We start from the raw sequence: 13,271 nt of genomic DNA on the forward strand, positions 1-13,271 counted from the left end.
CGTAAGGAAAGCAAATTTGTAGACATTCCTCCTAGGAAGGGTTTGACTGAGCATTTCACTCAGCCAGAAGAGACTCTCGGTTGCTAAGCGAAGCGCCCTTGAGAACAAAAAATATGAAGAATCAATATTAACGTCTTTGCCTTTTAGCGTTAAATTTTAAACGTAACTTATTTGTTAATGAGTCCGAAAATTGTTGCATCCACAAACTTTCCTTTTTCAAAAAAATAGTCTTTTAAAGTCCCTTCTTCCTGAAAATTTAATGAGGTTAAAAGCTTTTCGGAGGAAATATTAGCAGGATCAATAAAAGCATCTACACGATGTAATCTCATACTTTCGAAACCAAATGTAAGAATAGGAAGAATAGCTTCTTTCATATAAGATTTCTGCCAGAAGAGAGGGTTCAATTCGTATCCTATTTCCGCTCTGAAATGTTCACGAAACCAATTGTGATAGCCACATGTTCCGATCACTTTTTTTTCCGATTTTAATTCTAATGCCCAGCGGAATCCTTTCCCTTTCTCAAATTCATTATTGAAGTGTTGGATGATTTGCTGCGCATCTTCGGACGTTTTGAAAGTTTCAAGGTCATAATATTCCATTACTTTATCTTGCGAAAAATACTCAAAAAGATCTTCTGTATCGTTCTGTGTAAGCTGTCGTAAAATAAGCCTTTCGGTTTCTAAAACAGGAAATTCCATGGATTTGATTTTATGGTGAAAATACGATTAATTCCTGATAGGGAAAAGTTTATTTAAGGATAAAACCCGCAAACAATTCCCCAACCCTGAATTTATTTTTCTAAATTTGGAGCTCATTTTTTACTATGGCAAAATCGAAGAAGGAAACTCCATTAATGACTCAGTACAATACCATCAAGGCAAAATATCCTGATGCGCTTTTACTATTCAGAGTAGGAGATTTTTATGAAACTTTTGGGCAGGATGCAGTGAGAACATCTCAAATATTGGGTATCGTTCTTACCAAAAGAAATAATGGTGAAGGAAGTGTAGAGCTTGCAGGATTTCCGCATCATTCCATAGATTCCTACCTTCCGAAGCTGGTAAGAGCCGGGATGAGAGTCGCGATCTGTGATCAGCTTGAAGATCCGAAAATGGTGAAAGGAATTGTGAAAAGAGGAGTTACAGAACTGGTAACACCAGGAGTAACATTCAATGATCAGGTTTTAAATTCCAAGAAAAATAACTTCTTACTTTCCTTACACAAAGAGAAGGAAAAATATGGAATTGCTTTAGTTGATATTTCAACAGGAGAATTTTTGGTGAGCGAAGGAAACCTTGAAAAACTCTTGCATATTGTCAATACCTTTGATCCAAGCGAGATTATTTTCCAGCGAAGCGTACAGATTCCGGAGCAGATCAAGAATAAAAATGCCTTTAAGCTTGAAGATTGGGCTTTTCAATATAATTTTGCCTACGAAAAACTGACCAGCCATTTTAAAACGAATTCTTTAAAAGGGTTTGGAGTGGAAAATCTTCCATTAGCTATCACTGCTGCCGGGGCTATTTTTGCTTATTTGGTTGAAGATACACATCATAATTTACTTTCACATATTACAAGACTTCAGGTTATTCCACAGGAAGATTACCTGATGATGGATAATTTTACATTGAGAAACCTTGAGATTGTTTATCCAAGCAATCCACAAGGAAAATCTTTACTGGATATTATCGATAAAACATCTACTCCGATGGGAGGAAGATTATTGAGAAGAAGAATTATTCTTCCTTTAAAATCTGTGGACGAAATTTCCAGAAGACTTTCCCTGATTGATTTCCTTAACGAAAATGATCACCTGAAATATGAAATCGGACAATTATTAAAGTCTATTTCTGATCTTGATCGTTTAATGGGGAAACTTGCTGCGGAAAAAATTTCTCCAAAAGAATTGGGGTATCTGCGTCAGAGCTTGATTAATATTCATAAAATCAAAGCATTATTACACCCTCATGCTGAGGTTTTGGCTTGGCTTGAGCCATTATTTGACCTTGAAGAATTGATTAATTTCTTACAAAATCGTCTTAATGAAGAGCTTCCGGTGAGTATTGCCAAAGGAAATGTTATTAAAGACGGAGTATCGGAAGAATTAGACAGACTGAGAAATCTTCAGAGTAAAGGTCGTGGATTTTTGGATGAAATGTGCCAAAGAGAGATCGAAAGAACAGGAATCACAAGCCTTAAAATTGATTTTAATAACGTTTTCGGATATTATATTGAAGTTCGAAATACACATAAAGATAAAGTGCCTTCAGATTGGGTAAGAAAACAAACCCTTGTGAATGCAGAGCGATACATTACCGAGGAACTAAAAGAATATGAAAACCAGATTCTGGGTGCTGAGGAAAAAATCGGTGTTCTTGAAAATGAGCTTTACAGAAATGTATGTTCAGAAACAATGGTTTATATTGACCAGATTCAAGGGAACTCAAATATCATTGCACAGCTTGACGTTGCAGCCGGCTTATCAGAACTGGCGGTTTCAGAAAGCTATACAAAACCTATCCTGAATGATGGGTATGCAATTGATCTGAAAGAAGCAAGACACCCCATCATCGAAAATGCTCTTCCCTTGGGAGAAAAGTATATACCGAACGATATTTTCCTGGATAAAGACTCTCAACAGATCATCATGGTTACAGGTCCTAACATGGCGGGTAAATCAGCGATTCTGCGTCAGACTGCAATTGTTTGTCTTTTGGCTCAGATTGGAAGTTTCGTTCCTGCAAAACATGCGGAAATCGGACTTTTAGATAAGATTTTTACTAGAGTAGGAGCTACTGATAATATTTCTGCGGGAGAATCTACTTTTATGGTGGAAATGAATGAAGCAGCAAATATTTTGAACAATATTTCAGAACGAAGCCTTATCCTATTGGATGAAATCGGACGAGGGACTTCTACTTATGACGGAGTTTCCATTGCATGGGCTATCGCAGAATATCTTCACCAGCATACTACTCAGGCGAAAACTTTATTTGCTACACATTATCATGAGCTTAATGAAATGACCGTGAATTTTGAACGAGTGAAGAATTTCCACGTTTCTATTCAGGAAAATAAAGGGAATATCATTTTTATGAGAAAGCTTGTTCCGGGTGGTAGTGAGCATAGTTTTGGTATCCATGTGGCAAAATTGGCGGGAATGCCTTCAAAAGTGGTGAACAGAGCAAATGAGATTCTTAAAACTTTAGAAGCAAGTAGAACGCAGGATGGAGGTACATCAGAGAATATCAAAAGAGTGACTGAAGAGAATATGCAGCTTTCTTTCTTTCAATTGGATGATCCGGTTTTAGAGAATATCCGTGAAGAATTAAAGAAGATAGATATTAATACTTTAACACCCATCGAAGCTTTGATGAAGCTGAATACGATAAAAAAAATGATTGGAGGATAATCCAATCATTTTTCTTTTTATAGGGTTTAAAACATGTAATTAGCAACAATAACCATCTTTACCTCTTGGTCCGATGATAAGAAAATGACTTACTCCTCTGAGTTTGCATAAACCTTCTGCACAATTGGCAGCACCTCCGTTAATCTCTTTTAACTCAGCCTTCGTGAGCTTTCTTTTTTGAATGTTGTTTTTCATATTGTTTTGTTTAGGTTGTCATTAACAGCAAAGCCCATCCTGGATGCCTGGAACCCCTGAGCGTTCTTCGCCGGTATAGCGGTCTGTACAGCTTATTACTCTTGGGCAGACAGGTCTGAATCCGCCACTGATCTCTTTCAGTTCATTTTTACTGAGCTTTCTTTTTTGTGTGTCTGATTTTTTCATAATAATTTTAATTTGGTGAATGAGGTATGTTTTATAAACGTAATTTATTGTAATGTAGTATTTTGTGTTGCTGGATGTAATATTGGATTTGCTGTAAAAACAAAAATGATTGAAGATTACTCTTCAACCATTTTCTATATCGTTATTTACTAGCAGCAATATCCGTTTTTGTCGCCGGCACCAAGTTGCCATTCTTCAAATTCTCCTCTACGGCAGAATCCTTCAAAGCAAAGTCTACCACTACCGTTGACTTCTTTCAACTCTTTTTTTGTAAGTTTTTTCTTTTGAATGTTTGATTTTCTCATGATAATTTGGTTTTAAATTTGAGATTTTATGATGTTGGATTAGCAGCAACGTCCGCCTTCTCCGATAAGACCCGGCTCAAGCATTCCTGAATCCGCTATGCAGAAACCAGCACGGCATCTTATACCAGCACCACCATTAATTTCTTTTAATTCTGTTTTTGTCAATTTTCTTTTTTTGTTCTCTGAATTTTTCATGATTTTTTTATTTAGTTTATACGAATATACAAGAAAGTTTTAATAAATCTATAATTGGTGAAAAGTTTAACGATTGATTATTCTCTATATTGTGAAAAATAAAACTCTTTTTCCTTTTGTAATAAGTATTTGTATTGTAAATGATTGTGCTTTATTGCTGTAAGAAATGTTGAAGTTGTTATTTTTGTATTGCCTTTACGATGTATAATAGGATTTTATACCAATAAATCTAAAACCGTATCTTTCGAATTAATAAAAACCAATCATGAAAAAAATATTTTTAGTATTCTTATTGATTTCACTATCCTCATGCAATAAAGCTGCAAAAGAAAGGGAAGAACAAAAAATTCATGATTCTGTAGCAGTGGTATATAAAGCGTATATGGATTCACTAGCAATAATTAAAAGACGGGATGATTCTATTAAAAAAATACAGGAAGAGTTTGACAGAACACACCCTAGACCAGCAGGATCAAGATATTGTGTTAACGGAACAATGGTTCATGTTGGAAGCGCTCCTGTTTCTAAACCAAAAAGTAAATCAAAAAGTAATAAATAAATATCTTTCACTAAATTTTCAGTGTGAGAATGATTAGGTAGCTTTCTGAATTACAATTATTTATTAATTTTGAATATGAAGAATTTATTAAAAATCCTGGTTGTTTTGCTATTTTCCTCGGTTTGTAACGCGCAACAGACAGATGTTTCAGTTTTGAAATATGAAGAGCTGGAAAAACGTATTCAGGAAGAAAAGGGCAAGGTTCTTGTGGTTAACTTTTGGGCTACAACCTGTGCGCCTTGTGTGAAAGAACTTCCTCATTTTATGGAAATCAATAATAAACACAAAGGAAATGCAACCTTTAAAATGATTTTGGTTTCTCTGGACAGGCTTGTAGATAAAGAAAGAGTTTTGAAATTTATTAAAAATAAAGATCTTACCGCTGAGGTTGTCCTGTTGGATGATATCAAAAGAATGAATACCTGGATTCCGCGTTTTGAAAAAGAATGGGATGGAAATATTCCGGTAACTTTATTTTACAAGGACGGAGAAAAAGTATACTTTAATGATGGTGAAATGAGTAAAGAAGATCTTGAGAAAACAATTACTGAAAATTTACAATAACAATATTATGAAAAATCTGAAAATTTTAGCAACTGCTCTTATTGCCGGGCTGGGGATGTTAAGCTTTACATCAGTAAATAAAGACGAAAATAAACCTCAGAAAGAAATAACCGCTGTTGCAAAAGGATACGAAGTAGGAGATGAAGCCACGGATTTTAAACTTAAAAATATCGATGGTAAAATGGTTTCGTTGAGTGATTTTAAAACAGCAAAAGGATTTATCGTGATATTTACCTGTAATCACTGTCCTTATGCCAAGAAATATGAAGACAGAATCATTGAGTTGGACAAAAAATATAAAAGCCAGGGATATCCTGTAATCGCTATCAATCCGAATGACCCTAATGCACAACCAGAAGATGGCTATAAACAGATGATTGAAAGGGCAAAGCAGAAAGGCTTTACATTTCCTTATCTGGTGGATGAAGGACAGAAAATCTATCCACAGTATGGAGCAACAAAAACACCACACGTGTTTATCCTGCAAAAAGAAAACGGTAAAAATATCGTGAAATACATTGGAGCTATTGATAATAATTATGACAATCCGAATGATGTATCAGAATATTACGCTCAGGATGCTGTAAATTCCTTGATAAAAGGAGAACCGGTGAAAACTACAAAAAGTGTTGCTATCGGATGTACAATCAAAGTAAAGAAATAATATATTTGCTAAATAACAATCGGTGTTCTTCTGAATGCCGATTTTTTATGCCCAAAATCGAATAAAACAATCCCATGAAATTCCAATTTAGCCTGAAATATTTCCTGATTTCCATTTTTATTTTCCTGATCGAAGTCCTGATTGCGACCAAGCTGAAAGATGTCTTCTTTGTACGCGCTTATCTTGGAGATGTAATTGTCGTAATGCTTCTTTACACTTTGATTAAGAGTTTTTTCAGCGTAAATAATGAAAAACTTATCCTTGGAATTTTAATTTTTTCCTGCCTCTTGGAGTTTGCACAATACTTTAATATTGCAGAAAAGTTAGGCTTCCGAAAGGGAAGCCTGATGTATATTATTATTGGAAATTCATTCTCGTGGATTGATATTCTGTGCTATGGCGTGGGATGCTTGTTGGTTTATCTTTTTGTAAAGCTTAAACCAAATTTTTAATTAAGTAAAAAAACTAAAGGTTGTCTCATTACCGCTCTTACCGGAACACCATTTTTTTCAGCAGGAGTCCATTTTTTATTGATCTTTTTCAAGGCTCTCAGAAATTCTTCTTTCACTACATCATTTTGGGAAGATTCTATTGCAAACTGTTTCATTACACCATCCGTATCTACAATAAAAGTAGCTATAGCCTCAGCTCTTTTAATGTTTAAGCTGGCAGGAACAGAGGTACGGAAATACCTGAGAACCTCTTGTGTAAAAGCTGCATGCCCACCAGGAAACTCTGGATTTTTAAAGGATCTTGCAGAATCAGCTACCGGAATTTTTGAAGGTTCTTTTTGAGCAGAGACAGAAGCTGAAAATAGGAATGCACTAACAAAAATTATTGCCAAAAATCCTTTGTATAGAATTGAAGTATTTTTTTTCATAAATATTTTAATTTCTATAAGCTATTCAAATCCTGTGCTATAAGCCATCCTTCACTCCAGCATGCCTGGAAATTGAAACCACCCGTCACAGCATCAATATTTAAAACTTCACCGGCAATATAAAAATTTGGAAGAAGTTTGGAAGACATGTTTTTGAAGTTAATTTCTTTTAAATCAACACCTCCCGCAGTTACAAATTCATCTTTAAAGGTAGACTTTCCTGTAACCTGGAATTTTTTTCTGCAAAGATTCTCAAGAATTTTCTGCATTTCTTTTCCTGAAATATTGGCAACCTGTTTATTAAGATCAACCTTTGAAATCTCAAGAACTTTCTGCCAGAACCTGTTCGTAATATCAAAAATCTTAGATTGCCCAATCGTTTTCTTTGGATTATTCTGTCTAAAGGATTGAAAAGCTTCTTCTGCTTCATCTATATCAATTGAAACGAAATTAACCTCTATTTCAAAGTTATATTTAAGTTTTGCAAGACTTATCGCTTCCCACGCAGAAATTTTTAGAACCGCAGGACCTGAAAGACCCCAGTGAGTAATCAGTAAAGGTCCGCTCTCCTCTGTTTTCAGTTTAGGGATAGAAATGCCCGCATTTTCAAAACTTGTCCCTGGAAGATCTTTTAACAAGTCGTCTTTGATATTAAATGTGAAAAGAGAAGGTACCAGATCTACAATCTTATGTCCCAGATTTTCAACCATTTTTAAAGATTTGGGGGAACTTCCGGTCGTGTAAACGATGTAATCCGCTTCAAAATCTCCGGAATTGGTTTTTACAAGATATTTTTCATCCTGTTTTTCAATCTCTTTTACCGTACATTTTGTTTTTACTGTGACATTTTTCTTCTGGGTTTCATTCAAAAAAGTATTGATGATAGTCTGTGAAGAATTGCTTTCCGGAAAAGTTCTGTTGTCATTTTCTATTTTTAACTTAACATTGCGTTGGTCAAACCATTCCATAGTATCTCCCGGCTGAAATTTGGTGAAAACACTTAATAGTTCTTTGTTTCCACGCGGATAAAACTGTACCAGTTCTCTGGGATCAAAGCATGCGTGAGTAACATTACATCTTCCGCCTCCGGAGATTTTTACTTTCTGAAGTACGTCAGAGTTCTGTTCTAAAATCGTAATTGTGTATTTCTTTTCGTCAAGGTTGGATGCGCAGAAAAAGCCTGCAGCACCGCCTCCGATAATAATGATCTGTTTCATGTATGTTGTAATCCTATGCTGAAGATTATTTTTTCAAAAGTACAATTTTTATAAACCATCTTATTTGAGTATTTTTGAAGATTATTATTTTTAATGATACCAAAAACGATTTTCATATGATTTTCTACCATAAATTTGAAGTGCGATGGAGCGACCTTGATGCCAACAAGCACTTAGCTAATTCATCGTATGTACAATATTGTGCACAAGCCAGAATGGCTTTTATGACCAAAGAGAAAATGGGAGTTACCCAGCTAAGCAGATGGGGAATAGGTCCCGTTATTCTGCATGAAAGGTATTCTTTCTTCAAAGAGATCTATGCAGATCAGACGGTAATTGTAAGTGTGGAAATAGACGGATGTTCAGATGATTCATCTATCTATCGTTTCGTTCACAAATTCTATACGCCGGATGGAGTACACTGTGCTACTTCTGAGGCAACAGGAGTGTGGATCGATATGATGCTTAGAAAAATGACAACTCCACCGGATGATGTAGTGGAAGCAATGAATAAATATAAAAGCCCGGAAACAGTGGTATTATCGAAGGAAGACTTCAAGAAGTTTCCTTTCCATCCACACAATATTGATCCGGCAGAATTTACAAAGTAATTCAAAGTTTAAAGTTCAGGGTTCAATGTTATGAAAGACTTTCAGGTCCCGAATACGTTTTACATTGTACATTAATACAACAAAAATATGTTTGAAGATAAATCACAGGAGCTGACGCCCATTTCAAAATTAGGAGAATTCGGTCTTATTAAGCATTTGACTGAAAGTTTTCCGTTATCCAATGAATCTTCGGTGCTTGGAGTAGGAGATGATGCGGCAGTTATTAATCCTGACAATAAAAAAGTGGTTCTTACAACCGATGTTTTGGCAGAAGGTGTACATTTCAATCTTGGATACGTTCCGTTAAAGCATTTAGGCTATAAAGCTGTAGTGGTGAACCTGAGTGATATCGCAGCAATGAATGCCGTTCCTACACAAATTTTGGTTTCTCTTGCTGTTTCCAACCGTTTTCCGGTGGAGGCTCTGGAAGAAATTTATGCAGGAATTCAGGCAGCTTGTACAAGATATAAAGTAGACCTTATCGGAGGTGATACTACCAGCTCAAATGCAGGATTGGTAATGAGTATAACGGCTGTAGGAATTGAAGCTGAAGAAAATATTGTGAAAAGAAGCGGTGCAAAGCCAAATGATCTTCTTGTGGTTACAGGAGATTTAGGAGGCGCATACATGGGACTTCAGATATTGGAAAGAGAGCATGCTGTTTACCTTGCCAACCCGAATATGCAACCTGAAATGGAAGGCTATGATTATATTTTGGAAAGACAACTGAAGCCTGAAGCAAGAACAGACGTTAAAACGATTTTGGAAGAACTGGATATCAAGCCAACTTCTATGATTGATATTTCAGACGGTCTGGCTTCTGAGATTCTTCACCTTTCCGATCAGTCGAAGGTAGGATTCAGATTGTATGAAGAAAAAGTACCATTAGACAGTCTTACAATCTCTACAGCAGACGAAATGAATTTAAATCCCGTAGTAACAGCATTAAGCGGAGGAGAAGATTATGAACTTCTGTTCACCATTTCACCAAATGATTTTGACAAGATTAAAAATCACCCTGATTTTACCATCATCGGACATGCTGTAGAAAAAGAAGAAGGAAACTTTATGGTAGCAAGAGGTTCTAACCAATTAGTAGCTCTTACAGCTCAAGGGTGGGATGCCTTTTTAAATCAATAAACCCGAAAAATTATATTTAATTTTAAATATTGTAGAAAACCGCAGCACTTTTTTTGCTGTGGTTTTTGTTTATTACCCAACGATTTAAAAATACAGTGATGATTACCCCAGAAAAAGAGATCCCTGTTCACCATCTTACATCTGAAGAGTTTCAGATGAGTACTCTGAGCGCTGCAGGACCTGAAAATTTTCACGATGTTCACCGACATAATTTTTTTGAAATCATCTGGTTCAGAGAAGTATATGAATACAGCCATCTGGAATTGGATTTTGAGAGTTATAAACTTGATAACAATCAGATCTGTATCATTGCACCAGGGCAGGCATTCAATATGAAAATAGAAGGAGAAGAAGGATATGCAATGGCAATAAGCCGAGAAATCTTCAACGAAGCATGTGATATAGAATCGGTGCTCACAGGAGGTGTGCTTCCCTTTTTTCTAGATCCTAAGAATGAAAAAACCTGTAATACAATCATTTCACTGATTGAGCAGGAATATAAAGCAACTGCCAGAAAGGAACTTTTAAAGGCATATTTGAAAGCATTTTGTATTATCATTGGAGAACAGATTAACCCGGAGGAACCATTGCTGAATGACCGCCAACGCGTTCAGGAACTAGTGGGGCTTATCGAGAAGCATTATATTGTACATAAAGAAACCAGCTTCTATGCTGAAAAATTAAAAATAACCACCCATCATCTTAATGACATTCTACGTATTTTGAGAGGAACTACGGTGAAAAAAATGATTTCACAACGTCTTATTCTGGAAGCTAAGAGAGAACTCAGCTTTGGAGCGCTTACTGTGAAAGAAATTGCTTTCAAACTCGGTTTTAACGATACTTCATATTTTTCAAGATTTTTCAAGAAACATACAGGGCAAACGCCGGATTATTTTAAGAATAATGAAAAAAGGTGATCTTCAATATTTACAATATTAAAAGGTTAAAATCAACAAATTTCATCTTTTTTAGTGCTTTAATCTTCAATTTGTCCTATACTTCCTTCAGTTCTTTTATTGTAAGCGCTTACTTTTTAAGGCAATTTTGCATCCTGAAAAAAGTCGCCTGTGAAGGCTTATAATTTATGAAGAAGTTAGGCATTGTAGTGTTTATTTTAGCACTACTCAACACGTTAGAATCGTTAAGTATAGATCTTTATCTCCCTGCTTTCCCAAGTATGGCAGAAATTTTTAATACCGATATCGGGCATATCCAGGTGTCTATTTCGGTTTTCTTTGCCGGGTTTGCATTCGGACAATTATTATGGGGTCCTTTGTCTGATAGAACAGGACGTAAGCCGATGTTATACTGTGGGCTTTTCCTTTTTATCATAGGAGCTGCAGCTATTTATTTTACCTCAAATATTTATGTTTTATGGGCAATGCGTTTCCTTCAGGCATTCGGAGGAAGTGCGGGAATTGTTATTGGTAGGGCAATCATCATCGATCTTTATGATAAACAAAAATCTGTAGCAATATTTTCCCAGCAAACTCAGATCAGTGGAGTGGCGCCTATTATTGCGCCTTTATTGGGAAGTGTATTTCTTAAATACTGGGGTTGGAACAGTTCGTTTGCCTTTCTGGTAATACTAGGGATTATTACATTTATTCTTGTATATAAATGCGTTCCTGAAACTAATGCCAGATTAGTGTCCAAAGATGCTGAAAATGCAGAAGAAAGAACAAATCTGATGGAGCAGCTTAAAGTAATTATTGCCAATAAAGACTTTATAAGTAATACCATGGTAGGAAGTGTAGCTTTTGCATCTTTGATCATCTATATCTCCAATGCACCTTTCCTTTTTATGGAATTACACGGTTTTTCCAGTGAAGTTTTCGGGCTTATATTTGCCTTCAATTCTGTAGCATTGATTCTTGCTGCATATATTACTCCGAGACTGATCAAAAGAATGGAGGAAACCAGACTGAAATTTATCGCAACGGTTATTTTGTTTTCTTCATGTTGTCTGCATATTTTAGTCTCTATGTACCAATTATCTGTAGGATTGGAAATTATACTGTTACACATTTCATTACTGGCGATAGGAATCTTATTCCCGATAACCTCTGCTCATGCTTTATCATCCTTTAAAGAGGGGCGTGGTACTGCTGCTGCACTGATGGGCTTTATGCAGCTTATGGTCACCTTTATTATTTCGGGTATTGTAGGATTAATGGAAGCTCAATCTATCATTCCGATGGTGGCTACAAGAGCTTTAATTGCCATTATTGCTGTATGGTTTGCCTATCGTTCTCTGAAAAGTATCAGAGCATTTGCTTAGATATTCGAAAGTACTTAAAAACATCATCCTGTTACTTTATCTGTTGGTCATCACAGACCTGCACTTAATCAAGTAATTTTTGTAAAAAACCGTCAAAGGGCTCTCTTTGCATAAAATTTAGAATATGAAAAGAAACCTTTTGACGGCTTTTTGCTGTCTGTTGCCGTTAGGGTATTGGGTGAGTGCACAGTCGGGAATCTCGGCAGAACTTAAAACTGAATACATTCCTTCTTCCAACTACATTCGCCCGGAAGACAGTCTTAAAACAGATTCCAAAAGTGATTTTAAAAGAGCAACTCTGAATCTGAGTATCCCTTTATCTGTAAAGAAAGACAGTGCAGGAAGAATAAAAGCATGGTCAATGCTGTTGAGTGGATCATACGCAAAAATGTCTCATAAAAAATATGAAACACCTTTGTTTCCTGATCAAATGCTGAATGCTCAGGTAGGATTACAACATATAAGACCCCTAGGAAAAAAATGGAGTATGATGATGATGGCATCTGTAGGACTGTATACAGATCTGGAAAGAATAAGCTCTGATGATATTTTGGGACAGGGAGGAGTTTTGTTTATCAGACATTTTAATCCAAACCTGGCATTGGGAGGAGGACCGGTGCTTACCACAGCATTTGGACCGCCAATGGTTTTACCCTGGATTTATTTCGACTGGAAAACAAACGGGAAAGTGAAGTTTAAGCTGAACTTCCCCGAAGGTGCTGAAGCCGGATACGAATTTTCAGATGCGCTCACTTTAAAAGCTGTGGTAAACCTCAGTGGAATGGTTGTGGAGAGAAATAAAGACGGAAAATCTACTATGTTTGGCTATCAGCAGATTACGGCGGGGCTCAGACCGGAAATCAAAATTACGGATAAACTAAGCTTAGGAGTTACAGGAGGCTCAACTCTTGTGAGAAGCTTTAGCGAAAGCGAAAGAAAAATTAAAAGCATTTTTAAAGATAAAAAAATAGCAGACCCAAAGTTTGCCAGTACTTTTTATGTAGCTGTTTCTCTACGTTGGAATTTACCATAAAATAAGGAGAAAAGAAGCTGGAGTGC

17 protein-coding genes are annotated in these 13,271 nt (G+C 36.0%); 10 read left to right on the plus strand and 7 right to left on the minus strand.

Annotated features, from left to right (window positions below; translation table 11 throughout):
• Positions 1 to 167 precede the first annotated feature (167 nt).
• The gene (locus tag BW983_RS10580; protein ID WP_076551929.1) at positions 168 to 698 is read right to left on the minus strand and encodes a GNAT family N-acetyltransferase; all 531 of its coding nucleotides are present in this window, start codon (positions 696 to 698) and stop codon (positions 168 to 170) included.
• A gap of 125 nt (positions 699 to 823) precedes the next feature.
• Between BW983_RS10580 and mutS the strand changes: the two genes are divergently transcribed.
• Positions 824 to 3,412: a DNA mismatch repair protein MutS gene (gene mutS / locus BW983_RS10585; RefSeq protein WP_076551930.1), complete on the plus strand. Its 2,589-nt coding sequence runs from the start codon at positions 824 to 826 to the stop codon at positions 3,410 to 3,412.
• Between the two features lie 39 nt (positions 3,413 to 3,451).
• Here mutS and BW983_RS24020 read toward each other — a convergent pair whose 3' ends face one another.
• The 4 genes from BW983_RS24020 to BW983_RS24030 all read right to left on the minus strand — a co-directional run bounded on the left by BW983_RS24020 (position 3,452) and on the right by BW983_RS24030 (position 4,293).
• Entirely contained in the window at positions 3,452 to 3,607 is a 156-nt protein-coding gene (locus BW983_RS24020) for a hypothetical protein (protein ID WP_165602262.1), read from the minus strand.
• A 21-nt stretch (positions 3,608 to 3,628) separates the two neighbouring features.
• Positions 3,629 to 3,793 (minus strand): bacteriocin, encoded by a 165-nt coding sequence (locus tag BW983_RS23850; RefSeq protein ID WP_139329257.1) that lies wholly within the window; start codon positions 3,791 to 3,793, stop codon positions 3,629 to 3,631.
• A gap of 149 nt (positions 3,794 to 3,942) precedes the next feature.
• A complete protein-coding gene (locus BW983_RS24025) occupies positions 3,943 to 4,098 on the minus strand; it encodes a hypothetical protein (RefSeq protein ID WP_167369979.1) in 156 nt (51 codons plus the stop codon).
• Between the two features lie 39 nt (positions 4,099 to 4,137).
• On the minus strand, positions 4,138 to 4,293 hold the full coding sequence (locus BW983_RS24030) for a hypothetical protein (RefSeq protein ID WP_167369980.1): 156 nt from the start codon (positions 4,291 to 4,293) through the stop codon (positions 4,138 to 4,140).
• A gap of 265 nt (positions 4,294 to 4,558) precedes the next feature.
• Here BW983_RS24030 and BW983_RS10590 point away from each other — a divergent pair, with 265 nt between their 5' ends.
• From BW983_RS10590 to BW983_RS10605, 4 genes are all read left to right on the plus strand, one after another.
• Complete coding sequence (locus tag BW983_RS10590; protein WP_076551931.1) at positions 4,559 to 4,852, plus strand: hypothetical protein; 294 nt, start codon at positions 4,559 to 4,561, stop codon at positions 4,850 to 4,852.
• Positions 4,853 to 4,927: 75 nt separating this feature from the next.
• Positions 4,928 to 5,416, plus strand: a complete 489-nt coding sequence (locus BW983_RS10595; RefSeq protein WP_076551932.1) for a TlpA disulfide reductase family protein — start codon at positions 4,928 to 4,930, stop codon at positions 5,414 to 5,416.
• A gap of 7 nt (positions 5,417 to 5,423) precedes the next feature.
• On the plus strand, positions 5,424 to 6,080 hold the full coding sequence (locus BW983_RS10600; RefSeq protein ID WP_076552271.1) for a thioredoxin family protein: 657 nt from the start codon (positions 5,424 to 5,426) through the stop codon (positions 6,078 to 6,080).
• A 74-nt stretch (positions 6,081 to 6,154) separates the two neighbouring features.
• On the plus strand, positions 6,155 to 6,532 hold the full coding sequence (locus tag BW983_RS10605; RefSeq protein ID WP_076551933.1) for a ribosomal maturation YjgA family protein: 378 nt from the start codon (positions 6,155 to 6,157) through the stop codon (positions 6,530 to 6,532).
• Here the strand turns inward: BW983_RS10605 and BW983_RS10610 are convergent.
• Both BW983_RS10610 and BW983_RS10615 read right to left on the minus strand, forming a co-directional pair.
• Positions 6,529 to 6,960 carry an energy transducer TonB gene (locus BW983_RS10610; protein WP_076551934.1) on the minus strand — a complete coding sequence of 144 codons (432 nt, stop codon included), beginning with the start codon at positions 6,958 to 6,960 and terminating at the stop codon, positions 6,529 to 6,531. The two genes, BW983_RS10605 and BW983_RS10610, sit on opposite strands and share 4 nt — an antisense overlap.
• 14 nt (positions 6,961 to 6,974) lie before the next feature.
• Complete coding sequence (locus tag BW983_RS10615; RefSeq protein WP_076551935.1) at positions 6,975 to 8,177, minus strand: BaiN/RdsA family NAD(P)/FAD-dependent oxidoreductase; 1,203 nt, start codon at positions 8,175 to 8,177, stop codon at positions 6,975 to 6,977.
• 116 nt (positions 8,178 to 8,293) lie between these two features.
• Between BW983_RS10615 and BW983_RS10620 the strand changes: the two genes are divergently transcribed.
• The 5 genes from BW983_RS10620 (at position 8,294) to BW983_RS10640 (ending at position 13,245) form a co-directional block, all read left to right on the plus strand.
• Complete coding sequence (locus tag BW983_RS10620) at positions 8,294 to 8,788, plus strand: acyl-CoA thioesterase (protein WP_076551936.1); 495 nt, start codon at positions 8,294 to 8,296, stop codon at positions 8,786 to 8,788.
• A gap of 87 nt (positions 8,789 to 8,875) precedes the next feature.
• Positions 8,876 to 9,928 (plus strand): thiamine-phosphate kinase, encoded by a 1,053-nt coding sequence (gene thiL, locus BW983_RS10625; protein WP_076551937.1) that lies wholly within the window; start codon positions 8,876 to 8,878, stop codon positions 9,926 to 9,928.
• Positions 9,929 to 10,026: 98 nt separating this feature from the next.
• Positions 10,027 to 10,848, plus strand: coding sequence for a helix-turn-helix domain-containing protein (locus BW983_RS10630; protein WP_076551938.1), 822 nt, complete (start codon positions 10,027 to 10,029; stop codon positions 10,846 to 10,848).
• A gap of 167 nt (positions 10,849 to 11,015) precedes the next feature.
• Positions 11,016 to 12,212: a multidrug effflux MFS transporter gene (locus tag BW983_RS10635; RefSeq protein ID WP_076551939.1), complete on the plus strand. Its 1,197-nt coding sequence runs from the start codon at positions 11,016 to 11,018 to the stop codon at positions 12,210 to 12,212.
• A 124-nt stretch (positions 12,213 to 12,336) separates the two neighbouring features.
• Positions 12,337 to 13,245 (plus strand): DUF6268 family outer membrane beta-barrel protein, encoded by a 909-nt coding sequence (locus tag BW983_RS10640; RefSeq protein WP_076551940.1) that lies wholly within the window; start codon positions 12,337 to 12,339, stop codon positions 13,243 to 13,245.
• Positions 13,246 to 13,271 lie beyond the last annotated feature (26 nt).

The sequence above is a fragment of the Chryseobacterium ureilyticum genome, assembly GCF_900156735.1.
In the GTDB taxonomy this organism is placed as follows: domain Bacteria; phylum Bacteroidota; class Bacteroidia; order Flavobacteriales; family Weeksellaceae; genus Chryseobacterium; species Chryseobacterium ureilyticum.